Here is a 15330-nt window from a genome sequence, read left to right as displayed (position 1 = left end):
GTATTGTTAGCAATGGTTTTTAACTCGATTAAACTATATATGAGTTATTTTTTGCTCAAAAAGTCGAATTTTTTGATTTAACTCTTCATTTAATTCATTATTCGAAATTGTATTTTCTGTAAAATTGTCATAAAAACTAACTAAAGAAAAGTCTGCGACTACGTCACCACCTAAATACGGAAAATAGGTCTTAGCAGATTGTAATACAGTAGCTCCGCCTCTGGCACCTGGTGAAGTAGCTAATAATAGTAGGGGTTTATCTTTCCAAACTTTAATATCTATTCTGGATAACCAATCTATAGTATTTTTAAAGGAAGAAGTATATGAGCCGTTATGTTCTGCTAATGAAATTACTAGCCCATCTGTTGAAGCAATCAGGTTACTTAGTTTTTTTACATTTTCTGGAATTCCATTTTCGGTTTCTAAATCTACTCCATATATTGGTAGTTCAAAATCGTTTAAATCTAAGATACTTACTATTGCATTTTGAACTTTATTGGCTGCGTAGGTAGCTAGTAATTTGTTTATAGAATTTTTACTATTACTTCCTCCTAATGCTATTATTTTTTTCATGATATATTTTGTTATTTTTTATTAAACAAAGAACATAAACTTTGTTTACTGAAAAAATAATGTACATTAAGAAATTATATAGAAGATATTCTTTTTCGTAATACACTCAAAAATTCTGGTGTAACTCCTATGTATGAAGCAATGTCTTTTTGAGAAACTCGATTAACTAAAGAAGGATATTTTTTAACAAAATTAAAGTAACGATCTTCTGCACTTAACGAAATATTTTGATCAGATCTAAGAATATAGTTAGCCAAAGATTTTTGATATAAGATCCTATAAAAACGTTCAAATTTTGGTATTTTTTTAAATAGTAAATCATAATTTTTTCTTGAAATCTTTATGACTTCAGTTTCTTCAAGCGCTTGAATAAAATAATTTGATGGTTGTTGTGTTAAAAAACTCGCTATATCTCCAGTCCACCAATCCTTAATAGCAAACATAGAAATATGCTCAACTCCTTTATCATCGATACTATAAACCTTTAAACAACCTTTAACGATAAAATATTCATCTTTTACAACTTCTCCAGGTTTTAATATAAAATCTTTTTTTCTAATTACCCTTTGTCTTAACAGAGAAATATATAAGTTTTGTTCTTCCAGATTTAAGTCTATAAAACGACTAATGTTTTTTAAAATTAATTCGTATGAAAACGGTGTCTTACTCTCTTTCATTAAAATAGATGTGAAAGTTTTATTTATACTTAATACTAACGTTTAATTTATGTGTCGTAACAGGGCGAAATTTTACCAAGCCATCGATTTTTTCTTCACATTGGTTGCCAGTTTTTCCTTTTTGCAAGCATTGCGTCTTACCAAATATACAAGAACCATTCGATTGATTACCTAGTTGGTGTTAAACATATATGTTGTTAGCAAATGTTATTCTATTTTTTTTAGAGAGCATAGATCGAATTGAACTTTTTTATTGTGAAATTTCACTAGACATTCTGTTCTTCCAATTTCCAAGGAATTTAGATCCGTTTCCATTGCATCAATATCTTTTTTTAGAATTCCCAAAAGATACTTTTTCTTTAACTTTAAATATGGAGGGCTTCCAGGTCCAAAGATATATTCCTCTTTAGCATATGTGATTTCATAGTTATCTATGTCCCATTTTTCAAAAACTTTTTCGGTTCCGCTGAAACTACCAATAAATTCCACGAATAATAAATAGAAACCAAATCCAATAATTAATATTGATAAGAGTACTTTTGTACCTTGATTTTTAAAACTCAAAAAAACAAAATAACAATAACCTATTATTGAGAGAATAGTAATTTTTAAAAAGTGGTTTTCTAAAGAAAAATTGAAATCAGAGTAATATATTAGCAATTGAAATATTAGAAATATCACAATAATTATTCTTAACCTTTTTTCTTTTTGTTGCTTATGAAACATTTTTATCGAACGTCTTTTTATTAAGATACTAAGCAAAGAATTTATTCATTATTAAATTCAATCCAATTACAATTAGGAATATTGGAAATTCTAAAAGTGCCAAACTGAGAATGATACTAGGAAAGGTAAGCCTAACAATTTTCTCCCAGTTTCTTTTAAATTCGGGAATTATGAAATAAAATGCATATATGAGATACATATAATACTCCACGATCCAAAAATAATGTAACTTAATTGAGCGTCGCCTTGAACTTTTCCAATTTTAATTATCATTATAAAAATCGGAATTAAATTTGTTGATACGGGAATTTCGTGATAATTCTGAACATCCTTTTTTTTTATATGTTTGCCAAAGCTTTTGTATAAAAATTATAGCTATTTATAAGTGCATAAATTTATCAGTTTAGGCCAAAGTTTTTGTTGTTTTATTTTTTGGGTTTAACAGAATTTCCATCATTTATTTTTCTTGTATCTGTTGATTTTTCTTGCAAGATAAAAAGATCGAGATTGTTAATGTGATTAAAATTGTCTTTTCATTTTTTAAGGGGTCTAGTTTAATATGTAGAGGCTTTTTTCTTAAATAGCTTCTTTGAAGAAATTTCCGTGTAACTTACGTCTACTTGGAGTATTCTAAATTACCTACAACGTATTTGGCTATGATTTCGTTGTATAACTCATCCGCAGGATTATCTCACGTTAGAAATCAACCGTTGATTAATATTTTTATTTTGGTTTAGCATTAAGTCACAATGAATTATAGTTATTGTTACCTGTATTTACTTTTTTTGTTTAAATATTTAAATAATTCAAACCCAAAATCATCTGCTTGATCCTCATTGGTAAAGGTAATCAGTCCCCATTTTGTATTTAATTCAATTAAGAAAAGACTTGTGAACCCTTCATTGTTTCCGATATGGCCGTAAATCGGATTACTCAAAAAGTCAAATTTATGTTTAGCAAAGCCTAATGTCCAATTTTGAATTCCGACTTGGGTAAACCATTCAGATTCTGGAGTTTTAATTTGGTCTGTAAACAGTTCCTTGTAACTTTGTTCAGTCAAACCATCTTTATTCATTAAAGCAATTAGCCATTTTGAATATTCATTTGCTTCTGAGTGAATAGCGGAAGCCGCATTGAATTCTTCCGCCATCTTTTTAGTGGGTAATACTTTACCATTTTTATGAGGTTCGGCTTTGTGAGATAAATTGTAGTTATCTTGCACAAATTTGGTATGGTTCATTCCTAAAGGTGCTGCAACTTTTTCCTGAAAATATGCTTCTAATCCTTTATAGTCCGTTTTAAGAATTGACTCTATTACCTTTACCAAGTACTGATATCCTTCCCCAGAATATCCGAATTCAGTTCCCGGGTCAAATTGAATCTCAAGATTAGATTCCCCTCGCCAATTTGGAAATCCAGTTGAATGGGAAAGTACCATTCGTGCTGTGATGGTTGTATATCTTTCATCTTGATAATTTATTCCCTGATATTCGTAGTTAAGATATTCAAATAGTGGTTTGTCCAATTCTAATTTTCCATCTTCAACCAGGTGCATTACTAGATATGCAAATATAGGTTTTGAAATGGACGCACCTTCAAATAGAGTTTGACTGTCAACAGTTTGCTTTTTCTGGCTATTGGTATATCCTTTTGTAATGCTATAAACAATCTTGCCTTTATTTATAATTGCCAAAGAGAGTCCAGGTATATTCATTTCATTCATGCGTTGATTTATGAATGTCTCTAATGAGTCAATAGAAATCCTTTGGTTATTTATATTCTTAATACCCGAAAAATCCTTGACATTCAAGTTTTGATTGGGAGTGTTTTTACAGGACAAAACCCAAAAAAGTATAAGAGGCAAATAAATTATTCGTAATAGAGATTTCATAATAGATTTTTAATTACAATGAAATTACATTTGATAGCGAGATTTACGCTTATAAAATTAAAGGTAAAAACTATATATGTGTAAAAGTAAATATATTTTTATTATAGAAACTTTGTCTAGTGAATTCTTAATAATAGCCAATATATCATAAATAGTACGTGCGTAAAACGTTTCGTTTATTATTTGTATAGTAATGTTACGCAAAAATTGAATATTAAAAGAGAATATTATGTAATTGATCATAGGAAACATTTGATGATAAAAAGAAGTACTAAACATCTAAGCGAAATAAAAGAAATTAATTATTCCTATGTGGTGTAATTTTGAGTACGAAAGTCAATAAGATGTTTTTATTTGGTAATCATGATTTTAAAATGATTCGGTGAATTGAGCTAATTCAATTTCTCTTCGATATGATACTTCAGCTTTTACTTTATTTTATACTCCTGATTATTGTCTATTAAAATGAAAACTATTTAGACTTACTTTTGACAATTGTACTTTTTTTAGGAGCTTCAGAAAGCTTGGGTGACTAAAACAGATTGACAATTTTATCAGGTTTTTATTCGATAATCGTTGCTTTTTTTGAAAATGTGAAATTTTTAATGATATATTTCATTTCTTAAGCTTCCATATTCGTATGTTTTGAATAAAATATAAAATTGATTGTCAATTTTTTTAAAGTGTTTTATAGGGATTTTGTCATATGCATTGTACTTGATCTTTACAATTTCTCCGCTTTCAAGAATGTCTTCTGTGATGTTCTCCTTAGATATTTCTGAGTTGGTAACCGTACGTATACTTTCTTCAAAATCTTTATCAAATATAGTATGACATTCTGAATGTGCTGAATACAATGTTAATTCTTTGGCTATATAGTCAAATTCCATTGCTTTTAGTTCTGTTTTATGCTTTTCTGAATCTATAAATTCATAAGAGTTATGAGATTGAATAAGCGCAAAAAGTCTTCTATAAGATTCTGGTGAATTATCTGTAATTATTTTTTGATTAATTAAAGTTGTTTCAAACCTTTTTAATTCTGTTTTTACATCTATATTTTTAGATTTAAAATTTGGTGTTACACAATTTAAAAAAGGTGTTTTTTCTTCTGTACATCCATAGAATTGAAGTAAGGCTAAAAATAAAACTAGTTTGCTAAGTTTTTTCATCTGGTTTGCATTTCTATCTTTTATCCTTAAAGTTAATTATAATAATGATAATATTCTATGTAACCGTATTTGTTATTTTATTTGTGTTTCCAAAGAATTTTGATCTTTGAGTTATCAAACTTGAAGTGCAGGATTGAAAATTAAATCATTTTATAAAATCTTTTAAATAGTCTTCTAAAATTCAAAAACCCATAATCTTTATTGATTTGATGCTTTTTTATGGAGTCGAATAGGACCGTAGCGTTAAGAATTAATCCAGTGGATCAATTTAATGCAGGAGCCAGTTGGCGTGTTGGCAGAATCCTCTGGATACGCAAAATCCCGCCATTTGGCGGGATTGAAGTGGAGTCGGAGTTAACACTTTGGTAAAATTTCACTTCTTTTCAGATCGACTAAAAATAACTAATAAGTTTAATTTTACCAATATAATCAATAGTTTAAGAGCTTTTCTTTTCTTTTGCTAAGTTGTATCGTATTGTGTTAGATTGTGTTTAGCCGTACAAAAATAATTATATTTGTACGGTATTTTGTTTTTGGTACTATGGCTACAGTTAATTTTCTATATCGCTCTATTAAGGAAAATGCACCTTTGAATATTCGATTGTTGTTTAGGCACGATAAAATAGATTATTCTTTAGGGGCTAAGACTAAACTATACATATATTCTCATGAAGAATTAAGTGCTAATGATAAATTAAGCGGCAAAAGGTTTTGGAAAGAAAGGTTCAAAAAGTCCAAAGACATTGACTTTCAAAATAAGCAAGCTCAAGTTAACTTCGAGCTTAATAGAATTACCAACTATGTATTAGATGCTTTTAATAAAGTAGATATAGATATTATAATAAAAGATTCCAAGTGGTTACATGATTGTATAGGGTCTTACTATAATCCTAATAAGAATATTGAAATCCCTGTCGATTTATTGAGCTTTATCGATTACTATATTAAGAAGAAAGAAAAAGGAGGTAATACAGCGTCAGTAAAAAAGTATCGAGTCATCAAAAATAAGCTAAAACGTTTTGAAGATTTTAGAAAGAAACAGATTCTTATAGAAGATATTAATGAGGATTTCAAAGATGAGTTTGAGAAGTATTATGTCGATCAAAAATATTCAAGAAATACGATTCATCGTGAGTTTGTATTTATAAAGACGTTTTGTTTTCATGCTAGGTATTTGGGATTAAAAACTCATCACCATTTAGATAGCTTAAAATTTGATAGGGAAGAAGTATCACACGTTTATTTGTCATTTGATGAAATTGATAAAATAAAAGAAGTTGAATTGCCATATGAATATTTAGATAATGCAAGGGATTGGTTATTGATAAGTTGTTACTTAGGTCAGCGTATAAGTGATTTTATGAATTTTTCTAGTGAACTTATCAGGAAAGAGAACGATAAATATTTACTGGAATTTAGACAAGTAAAGACTAAAAAGTTAATGACTATTCTAGTTTCCAAAGAAGTTAGAGAGATACTAGAAAAAAGAGGGGGAGAATTTCCTAGAGCTATTTCTGATCAAAAGTATAATGACTATATAAAAGAAGTAGCTAGAATTGCTGGATTAAATGAAATATGTGAAGGTAAAAAACGAATTAATGTTACTCCTGACAAAAAGAAAGGGAGTTTTAGAGATGTTATCGGAAAATACGAAAAATGGCAACTTATTACATCGCATATAGGTAGGCGTTCTTTTGCAACTAATTATTATGGAAAAGTACCTACCACGTATTTGATAAATATTACTGGACACTCTACAGAATCTATGTTTTTAAATTACATCAAGAAAAGTAACAAGGATATAGCTTTGGATGCTTATAAATATTTTAATTAGAAAAGGCTTGAAATTTTAATATGGAAGATTTTAATGAAGAAAAGTTTAATGGAGACTGGGGTGAACGTCTAAATAATCAGAATAAAGATTTTGAAGAAAAATACACGAAGTTATATGATGAACTTTATAAGAGGTTCGAAATTGAATTTGGCAATCTTCAAAGTCTAGATAGTAAATGTGATTTCTTACAGGAGTTAATGGATAAGATAACCGAAGCTAATAATGACATGAATAATAATTATGATATTAATGAATTAGCGGAAGAATCTGAAAGTAAACTTAAAGGGTTACGTAGTTTTTTTGAAGTAGAGATGCAGAAACTTTTCCATAAAACGGAGAAAAATGAAAAGTCTGATGAGGACATGCTTTGGTTTAAAGTAGGATTATGTTTTGCGCAAGGTATAATGGAAAAGTATAAATCAAATGGAGTAATGAATTCAAATTGGACTGCTCCAAAGATTGCGAAAGACTTAAACCTTCCGAAATGCGAAAAATATTTCTTAGGAACATTAAATAATTATGATTCTAGTAGTCCTAATGCTAGCAAGAATATTTTTAATAATCTAGCCAAAATAGAAAAAATAATTAAGCATTGTGATGATAATAAAATTTCAATTTCCCCAAGTTTTATGGTTCGTTACAATGAGATGAAACAGAAAAGCATATATAACAAAAAGTAGTACTACCTTAGTACAGTACTATACAACTGTTCCAGATATTCGAAAGTAATATTGCCTAAGAAATTTAAATATTAGGCGATGGACAAAATTCAATTCATTCAAACTACACCCGAGCAACTCGCAGAATTAATAAAAGAAGGCGTTAAGTCAGAATTAGATATTTTAAAAAAAGAGTTGCTTCACGAAAATGCAAATGACGAGCTTCTAACCAGAGAGCAAGCCGCAGAGTTGTTACACATAAATTTATCGACTTTGTGGGCGTGGACTTCAAAAGGTAAAGTCAGTGCTTATGGTATTTCAGGAGCAAGACGTTATTACAAACGATCTGAGATAATGGAGGCTCTTACACTTCTCAAAAAATGATTACATGAGGAATAGTAAACAATCTCATGATTTTCAATCTATCCAAAGAAGTGAGTTTAAAAAAGAAAAATTTTGGAAAGGATGTATAAAAAATGGTGTGCCAAGTTTTCAAGTTGATAGGGCATTGTTAAGTGACTTTTTAGAAAAAATGGGTTATCGTACTTATTCCAGTTTTGGTAATGTACAGGTAGTTCAATTGTTAAATGGTATTGTTTTTATAAAGACTCCTCAAGATATTTTTAACGATTTGCTCATAATAATAAAAGAACAAAAAAATGATTTACTTCGGAGTTGTTTCATAGAGCAAGGAGAGAATCTATTGTTGGTTAAAAAAGCAATTCTAGGAAGTTTACCTCTTATAGAGTTAGATAGGTATAGGGATACTAGGAAAACTGTTCATTTGTTTTATCAGAATGGAATTATAAAGATTACCAAAAGTAAAAGGAAGGCTTTTTCCTATAAAAAATTTGGAAAACGAAAACATTACATTTTTTCAGAACAAATTATAAGAAGAAATATAAAATTGATAGACGGAAAAAACAGCGATATCAAAAAGTTTATATCCTTAGTAACTAATGATAATTCGCATTTTAATAGTGTTTGTAGTGCAATAGGTTATTTGGTTTCAAGTTATAAGAATCCCTCACTTGTTAAGGCAATTATTATCACAGATATTTTAAGTCAAGTAAAAAATGATGCTTATGGAAGATCGGGAAAGGGGATATTGGTTAAGGCATTATCCAAAATAATAAATGTCACCGAATATAATGGTAAAGTTACTGATCTTACAAATGATAAATTCGTTTTCCAGAATGTAAATCTTAATACGACTCTAATCGTATTGCAGGATGTAACAAAAGGTTTTTTATTTGAGAGTCTTTTTAGTACACTAACGGATAATATGAGTATAGAGCGTAAACATCGCCCTAAAATTAACATGCCATTTACTGATAGTCCTAAAATAGCATTAACAACTAATTACACTATACCGCAGGAGACGGATAGTTTCAAAGACAGGAAGCATTTAGTTACTTTAAATAACTTTTTTAATGCAAAAAATAAACCCGAGAAATATTTTAAGCATTTATTGTTTGAATGGGATGATGATGAATGGAATAGATTTGACAATTTTATTATCGAGTGTGTACAATTGTTTTTAAAAAAAGGATTGATAACATACGAAAGTGAAGACCTGAAATTGAAGAAATTAATCAATCAGACATCAAGAGATTTCGTGTATTTAATGAATGCTGATTATGATAGGTTAAATGACTACTTCGGTTTAAAAGAGTTGGCTCAGATGTTAGAAGTTGATGCTGAAGAACCTAGAACTAGAAGTAAAATAGTTAGTCAATGGGTTGATTTATATGCAATTTTTAAAGGGTATAAAGTCGAGAGAAGGAAAAGCGCAGGTGTCACTAAAATGTGCTTTAAAATTTAATTAATGTATTCATATCATCAGTAGATGAAAAAATTTATCCTCGATTAGAAATATAAATTATCATTGAAGGGTTTGATAAAAGTCAATTACATACTTACATGAAAACTGAATTTTTTAAGAAAAAGTGATTTTATACAATTTAGATGAGTATATGAAACACTAATCTACTTAAAGTAGAAGTATTAAGAATTACATCTACCAATGAAATCCATTGATAGCATTGGGTTTAGTAATAAAATGTAGATTAAGTAGATGTGTTTCTAAAATAAACGTGTGTTGTGATAATTGTATAAGAAGTAAATTAAAATTAAATCTATTTAATCTACAATATTAAATATACTAAGATGAAAGAAATAAAAATTTTGGAAAATAATTGTACACCTTGTTTAGAAAAGGAGATTAATAAGTATCTAAAAAAGGGGTGGGAAATAAAAGGTAATATAATCAAAGGAGAGGATTTATTAGTAATACTTTTGCAGCGATAATCAATGAGGTTTCTTTGTTATTTAATAATATAACAAATGCACATAACAAGGTTCAAATCCGTGTAAAGTGTTTGCTAAAAGCAGGACGTAACATATTGCATGTAGAAAAAAAAGTCGTTAAAGTACCTTTTTTTCGTGCTAGTTGGTTTACTTATTAGAGCCTTGTAGCAGTTTGGTGATAATAGGCTTAAGTGTTTTTGTTTCTTTCCACATGGAGAGGATGTTTTTAGTTGATGGATGAACTTCTAGTTTAGGAAAATTATAGTGCAACTCTAAAAACAATTCTATTAATTTTTTTACACCCCTAATAGGTTTGTTGTTCATATGACCTATTGCACCATTTAAAAGATGAAATAAGTATTCGTTATGTTTTTTAGAAACATTAAAAAGGTTTGAAGTTAAAAGATCGGTAAAGCGTTTAATTGGGGCATATTCTCCATACTCTAATTTTCCAATCATTTCACCCAATAATGTATTGTTTACTTTCTCCTCAGAATTGGCTTTAATCCATATTTCAGCAGCAAGTTCTCTTGCCACTTTATCACTACATAAGAGACCTGTTGCTAAAAATAAATAAGTAGAATCTTTATAGTCTATTCGATGCCATATTTCATACAACCCTTTTAATAGGTTAATCATATTCTTTTTGCTGCTTTCATCAAAAAAAGTAGATTCTTTTAGATTATTATGAATGACATTACTTAAGAACATACTTGGATTATTAGGCGATAGTAGTAAGAACTTTACATCATCATTAGGTTGTATAGTAGTGTAGTATTTCTGTTTTTTAAAATACATATAGTCGTAGATACTACTTACTTTAACAGGTTTTTTCTTTTTTGTGAAAATGTTTTTAATGGTAGAAATGAGGGGGTCAGGCTCCATTTTTTGCGGATGAAAATCTATAAATTTTAGTTCTTTTCTGACCATTTTCTTTTGTACTTGCTTACCAAGAGTATAGTCATACTCTTGGTAAAAGTGATCTCTTGGTTTACAATCCCAGTTATAAGTGCCTTTTTCCTTTTGTAAAGGATTAGATAAGTATTCCTGAAAATAATTAATTTCTTCTTCTTTATTTCTACTTAAAACACTCTGTAGCCATAATTCTGGTTTAGAGATATTATTTCCTTGAATCTCTAATAAATCGTAATGATAACTTAGAACAGCTTTAATATCCTTGTCTTTAATTGTATCTATATGCTGAGAAATGTCAATAGGGTTTTCGTTCAAAGGTAATCGACCAAGTGCTATCTGAAAGTCGTATAGATTTATTTCCTCGTTACTTTTTTCGTAGGACAAAACTCTATTAATTAGGGCTATTGGATCAATCCAGCAAGGAGCATGGGTTGGTTTAGATAATAAATCTAGGGTTAAGCCTCTTTTGATAAACGATTTAGATTTTATGAATAAAGAATGATGTATTTGATATATGTAATCTGGGATAGGTTGAAGTTCAATTTCTTTTAAGTTGTTTTTGTAATGAGAGTTAAAGTACCTATCCTCCTTGAACTTCTTGATTTTTTTGTTTTTAGTTTTTCTAAAATTGGTAAGTTCAGCAGGATATTTTTTCATTAGAATTTCTGCGAAATCATTTATGTAATATGCTGCCTCAGATTCTAGATTTCCAATCTGACTATTCCATTCAAAGCTCATCGAAAGATCAAAAGAACGTTTAAAGATGGGCTCTAGCTTGATTACATTGTCTTTATTTAGAAGAACATTTAATTTAGGCAGATAGCTTAGAAGCAAATCTATGTGAAAGACTTCGTTATTATCAATTGCTTGACTAACAAAAAAGATTAAATCATCCAGAGAGTCATAATTTGGGAGCTTATTCTGATCAATTAAAAATTTTGTTTCTTCAACTTCGTGGATAAAATCTTCTGTTTCTGTAGTTGTATCTATAAACTCTTTTAAAACCTCTTTCGAATCATGAAATAAATTATCAGTGTATAACCCAATTTCATCTAGTAATTCTTGTTTTTTAGAATCGCCATGTTTTTGAATAATCTTTGCTGCTCTTAGTTGTATTTTTTCATCTACATTTAGTAATGCTTCGGCGGCTTTTATGCAAACGGGTGTTTTTGATGTTTTATGTGTTTTAACAATCTTGTCTAAGATCATTAATGTAGAATTAACAACCGATTTTGTTTCAGAATTTAAGAGTATTGATGCGTTTTCTATAAAGACGCGATATTTAAACTTTTTGTGATTAGCAGCTACTTTAAAATACTTTAAAACAGTATTAACCACTTTAGAATGTGGGGAGTTTAAAGCAGCAAAAAATTCATTTTGCAAACTCAACACTTCATCTGTGGTAGGGTCTAGTTTTATAAGTAAATCAAAAAACCATCCGCTTAAGGTTTTGTTGAAACCTTTTGTAGATGTATAGATGGTTGCAATTAACACTTTCTTTCGGTTTAATCTATTTTCATTGGTTAAGTTATAAAAGGTGTCAATCCAAATATCATTTCCTCCTTTGTAATTCTCTAGGTGTAAGTAGTTGTAGTAATTATTTATAGTAGACTCTTCCTCAAATAAAAACCATATATGCTCATTTAAGGTTTCTTTATATAAATGTAAAACATCTGGTTTGTAGTAATTTAATCGTTTGTTATTCTTCCATTCATATTCAACTATGGCATTAGGGAGTTTGTTAAGAATGAGCTCGTGAGAAGGCTCTAGCAGTCCTTTTTTCTGCAATTCCATAGTTTTTTCATATGATAATTCCCAAGGTATATTTTCATTAATAAGATCACCATACCATTTAGGCGTATACCATGGTATAATATTTTCTAAATAATCATCACTTATAGAGAGGTTACTAACATTAAAAAAAGCTTTTTTTATATCTGTTTTGTTAAAACATACGTAACAAGCTTTACTGATAATGTTTCTTTTGGTTTCGGAATGTTTAGGTTTTGTAGTATAAGAAGTTCCCCATTTGTTTTTTTCGGTTACTTCGTAATGTTCGAAAATTTTTTCTTTAAATTTTTTCAAAAAAGGAACAAGCTCTCTTTTGTCTTTTGGGGTTAATTTTTTTAAAAAAGGGATAATGTCTTTTTCTTTGAGAACAATTTCCTCTAATTCTTTTTCGAACATATTAATTGGCTTTTACTTTTTTCTTTACTGCTAGAATATGTTTACAAGCTCCACGCTCTCCTTGGTTTTTGCTAAACCAAGTACAGGTGCATTTTTGCAAATCTCCCTTTAAGACTACATAATGGGTTACCCCACTTCCTTCTACTTGTGCTTCAATTTCATTATCATTTTGAAGTGTGATTTTGACTTTGTTTTCTTCTAGTAACTTTTCTGCACCTTTTTGTCTAGGGTTTAAAGACAATATTCGTTCTAATTTGAAAGGTAATCTTCTATAAAAGAATCCATTTTTGGATAGATCATAACCCAATAATCCCATTGCAGATAATTTAGTCGATAACTTTTCAATTTTTGTAATATCTATGCCTTCTTCAAAAGATAGTAGTGCGGGATTGAATTCCTGATTTGTATAAGAATAATTATCAAATGCTTGAACCAAAGAATCAGGTAAGTCTTCTATAAGAGATTCTAAAGCTGCTCCTTCACCTGAAAAACCTCTCCAAAAATCCCTAGAGACCGAGAAAACAAAATTTAGTTCGTTGAAACATAAAATAAAGGTCACAGACTGCATGTCTTTATGAGGGTATACCTTTAACTCATTTATTAGGGGGATTAGTGGTTGAAGTAATTTTAATCTATGGATACCGCCAATGCAAATAGCATTAGAAGCTTTTAAAGGGCTAAATAAGTATTTGTTTCCTCTTTTGATCAGATAATAGTCTGTTTTAACTTTTCCTGCTGGAATTGTTTTGAACAGTTGTAATGCTTGAATTCTATTTAACGTCTGTGCGTAGTCTGACTCTGAGAAATAATGTTGAACAGTAGTAAGCCCCTTAATCCATTTGCTAGGCAACGGAACTTTTCGTTCTATAAAGCTTGAGCCTTCTTTGTGAAACCCTACTTCTTTCTGACCTACGGATAAAATGAGATTGTCATTTTTTTTTATTTTACCCAATTCTGAAATTAGAGGAGTATTGAAATCTACATTAGTAGTTCCATTCTCTATGAAATCTCCATCTTGTCCGTTTTCTAAAACATCGACCCTTGCATAAACTCCTGCACAATGAGAAAAACCTTCAAATCTAATCTGGTTGTTGCCAGCGGTTACAATAGGGTCTTTTAGAAGAGCTAATTGAAAAGGGGATAAATTAAAGCAAGATTGTACGATGTTAGAGAGTGTTATTAGACACCTAGATAATTCATAGGGATTATTTAATTTACCCCAAAAAAAGCAGGGAGAACTTCCTTTATTAACTTCATTAAACTTTGATAGTAATAAATTCTCTTTCCCTTGCTTCTTTGTTATACTGGAGAGTGCGTTGTATTTATAACTCAAAGTTTCTGTTGACATACTTTTTGCTTGTAAAATAGTTAAAGTATGCCAATATAGGTAATAGTTTTTAAGTTAATCAAAGTAGGATAAAATTCCCTATTTATTATAGACTATATGAATTAAAAGATTTTAGATATCCATTTTGCTATAAACCTCTTCCAATTTCTCAAATTTCAGCTTATCAAAGTTTTTGTTCGGTAGCCATATACCGTTTTCAAGATTGAATAAAATGGAAAAATCATCACTGTTTAGATGCTCTTTTAAAATAGATTTAGCTTTTGCTCGATCAACTTTTAAGGTCTTCTTGTAGCTGTCGTAATACTTCTTTCTATCTTCAAAATCTAAAGGAACGGAGGTTATCGTCAATTCATTTAAGTTAGTTTGAGCAAATGTTTGAAAAGCAACATAAACTATATCTCTTTTTACGATTTCCTCTACAGCACTTTTTGAATCATTCTTTGAAATAGGTTTAGAAACCTGTATGTGTATATTTGATTTTTCTTCTGAGATAAATTTTAAAGAACCATTTTCTTCATAGAAATCACCAGAGTCTTCAAGCATTTCTCTAACGGTCTCGTATTGAGGTAAAGTCTTAGCTTCTGTATTGGTTTTAGTTTCAGACTTGCAACTCGCTAATAGAGCAGAAGCAGCAATTGAAAGAATGAATAACAGGTTAAGTATTGAATTTTTAGTCATTGGTTTATATTTTTTATTTTTGGTAAATATACAAAAAGGTTGTAAACAACCTGTTGTTTTCAATTCGTTGAATGAAACTAATTGATTGCAACTTTGATGTATGTCAAAACGTGAACGAAAAAAAGAGATACCTGTCTTTTGTATCGAACTAGGACAGCATATCAGAACTCTAAGAATCGAGAATGACTTGAGTATTGAAGAAATAGCATTTAAGGCAGGAATTGATGCTCAAAACCTAAGAAAGTACGAACTCGGTAAGCAAGAAATGAAAGTTTCTATGATGAAAAGAATAGCAGATGCGTTTGGGATAACTACCCCTGAATTATTGTCATTTGATAAGTAAATAATTATACAACAATAAAA

13 protein-coding genes are annotated in these 15330 nt (G+C 29.4%); 5 read left to right on the top strand and 8 right to left on the bottom strand.

Annotated features, from left to right (window positions below; all coding sequences use genetic code 11):
* Positions 1–33 precede the first annotated feature (33 nt).
* The 5 genes from AWE51_RS12590 to AWE51_RS12570 all read right to left on the bottom strand — a co-directional run bounded on the left by AWE51_RS12590 (position 34) and on the right by AWE51_RS12570 (position 5036).
* Positions 34–573, bottom strand: a complete 540-nt coding sequence (locus tag AWE51_RS12590) for an NADPH-dependent FMN reductase (protein ID WP_066313984.1) — start codon at positions 571–573, stop codon at positions 34–36.
* Between the two features lie 74 nt (positions 574–647).
* Positions 648–1250 carry a Crp/Fnr family transcriptional regulator gene (locus AWE51_RS12585; RefSeq protein ID WP_066313979.1) on the bottom strand — a complete coding sequence of 201 codons (603 nt, stop codon included), beginning with the start codon at positions 1248–1250 and terminating at the stop codon, positions 648–650.
* A 207-nt stretch (positions 1251–1457) separates the two neighbouring features.
* A complete protein-coding gene (locus AWE51_RS12580; protein WP_066313978.1) occupies positions 1458–1976 on the bottom strand; it encodes a hypothetical protein in 519 nt (172 codons plus the stop codon).
* Positions 1977–2742: 766 nt separating this feature from the next.
* On the bottom strand, positions 2743–3867 hold the full coding sequence (locus AWE51_RS12575) for a serine hydrolase domain-containing protein (protein ID WP_066313977.1): 1125 nt from the start codon (positions 3865–3867) through the stop codon (positions 2743–2745).
* A gap of 602 nt (positions 3868–4469) precedes the next feature.
* A complete protein-coding gene (locus AWE51_RS12570) occupies positions 4470–5036 on the bottom strand; it encodes a hypothetical protein (protein ID WP_066313975.1) in 567 nt (188 codons plus the stop codon).
* A gap of 541 nt (positions 5037–5577) precedes the next feature.
* On the opposite strand from AWE51_RS12570, the gene AWE51_RS12565 reads away from it, so the two are divergent.
* The 4 genes from AWE51_RS12565 (at position 5578) to AWE51_RS12550 (ending at position 9354) form a co-directional block, all read left to right on the top strand.
* The gene (locus tag AWE51_RS12565) at positions 5578–6870 is read left to right on the top strand and encodes a phage integrase SAM-like domain-containing protein (protein WP_066313973.1); all 1293 of its coding nucleotides are present in this window, start codon (positions 5578–5580) and stop codon (positions 6868–6870) included.
* Between the two features lie 20 nt (positions 6871–6890).
* Entirely contained in the window at positions 6891–7550 is a 660-nt protein-coding gene (locus AWE51_RS12560) for a hypothetical protein (protein WP_066313972.1), read from the top strand.
* Between the two features lie 78 nt (positions 7551–7628).
* Entirely contained in the window at positions 7629–7913 is a 285-nt protein-coding gene (locus AWE51_RS12555) for a helix-turn-helix domain-containing protein (RefSeq protein WP_066313970.1), read from the top strand.
* Positions 7914–7917: 4 nt separating this feature from the next.
* Positions 7918–9354, top strand: a complete 1437-nt coding sequence (locus AWE51_RS12550; protein ID WP_066313965.1) for a hypothetical protein — start codon at positions 7918–7920, stop codon at positions 9352–9354.
* A 632-nt stretch (positions 9355–9986) separates the two neighbouring features.
* Here the strand turns inward: AWE51_RS12550 and AWE51_RS12545 are convergent.
* The 3 genes from AWE51_RS12545 to AWE51_RS12535 form a co-directional block, all read right to left on the bottom strand.
* Positions 9987–12941 carry a DUF6493 family protein gene (locus AWE51_RS12545; protein ID WP_066313963.1) on the bottom strand — a complete coding sequence of 985 codons (2955 nt, stop codon included), beginning with the start codon at positions 12939–12941 and terminating at the stop codon, positions 9987–9989.
* A gap of 1 nt (position 12942) precedes the next feature.
* Positions 12943–14289: an SWIM zinc finger family protein gene (locus AWE51_RS12540; RefSeq protein ID WP_066313962.1), complete on the bottom strand. Its 1347-nt coding sequence runs from the start codon at positions 14287–14289 to the stop codon at positions 12943–12945.
* A 111-nt stretch (positions 14290–14400) separates the two neighbouring features.
* Positions 14401–14967, bottom strand: coding sequence for a hypothetical protein (locus AWE51_RS12535; protein WP_066313961.1), 567 nt, complete (start codon positions 14965–14967; stop codon positions 14401–14403).
* 100 nt (positions 14968–15067) lie between these two features.
* Between AWE51_RS12535 and AWE51_RS12530 the strand changes: the two genes are divergently transcribed.
* A complete protein-coding gene (locus tag AWE51_RS12530) occupies positions 15068–15310 on the top strand; it encodes a helix-turn-helix domain-containing protein (RefSeq protein WP_066313960.1) in 243 nt (80 codons plus the stop codon).
* Positions 15311–15330: the final 20 nt, after the last annotated feature.

Source organism: Aquimarina aggregata, from assembly GCF_001632745.1.
GTDB lineage: Bacteria > Bacteroidota > Bacteroidia > Flavobacteriales > Flavobacteriaceae > Aquimarina > Aquimarina aggregata.
This window is presented reverse-complemented; position numbering and strand designations above follow the sequence as displayed.

What these genes read in the sequence shown, in the direction of transcription:
- AWE51_RS12590 (WP_066313984.1), bottom strand. Translation starts at nt 573, where the DNA reads ATGAAAAAAATAATAGCATTAGGAGGAAGTAATAGTAAAAATTCTATA.
- AWE51_RS12585 (WP_066313979.1), bottom strand. Translation starts at nt 1,250, where the DNA reads ATGAAAGAGAGTAAGACACCGTTTTCATACGAATTAATTTTAAAAAAC.
- AWE51_RS12580 (WP_066313978.1), bottom strand. Translation starts at nt 1,976, where the DNA reads ATGTTTCATAAGCAACAAAAAGAAAAAAGGTTAAGAATAATTATTGTG.
- AWE51_RS12575 (WP_066313977.1), bottom strand. Translation starts at nt 3,867, where the DNA reads ATGAAATCTCTATTACGAATAATTTATTTGCCTCTTATACTTTTTTGG.
- AWE51_RS12570 (WP_066313975.1), bottom strand. Translation starts at nt 5,036, where the DNA reads ATGAAAAAACTTAGCAAACTAGTTTTATTTTTAGCCTTACTTCAATTC.
- AWE51_RS12565 (WP_066313973.1), top strand. Translation starts at nt 5,578, where the DNA reads ATGGCTACAGTTAATTTTCTATATCGCTCTATTAAGGAAAATGCACCT.
- AWE51_RS12560 (WP_066313972.1), top strand. Translation starts at nt 6,891, where the DNA reads ATGGAAGATTTTAATGAAGAAAAGTTTAATGGAGACTGGGGTGAACGT.
- AWE51_RS12555 (WP_066313970.1), top strand. Translation starts at nt 7,629, where the DNA reads ATGGACAAAATTCAATTCATTCAAACTACACCCGAGCAACTCGCAGAA.
- AWE51_RS12550 (WP_066313965.1), top strand. Translation starts at nt 7,918, where the DNA reads ATGAGGAATAGTAAACAATCTCATGATTTTCAATCTATCCAAAGAAGT.
- AWE51_RS12545 (WP_066313963.1), bottom strand. Translation starts at nt 12,941, where the DNA reads ATGTTCGAAAAAGAATTAGAGGAAATTGTTCTCAAAGAAAAAGACATT.
- AWE51_RS12540 (WP_066313962.1), bottom strand. Translation starts at nt 14,289, where the DNA reads ATGTCAACAGAAACTTTGAGTTATAAATACAACGCACTCTCCAGTATA.
- AWE51_RS12535 (WP_066313961.1), bottom strand. Translation starts at nt 14,967, where the DNA reads ATGACTAAAAATTCAATACTTAACCTGTTATTCATTCTTTCAATTGCT.
- AWE51_RS12530 (WP_066313960.1), top strand. Translation starts at nt 15,068, where the DNA reads ATGTCAAAACGTGAACGAAAAAAAGAGATACCTGTCTTTTGTATCGAA.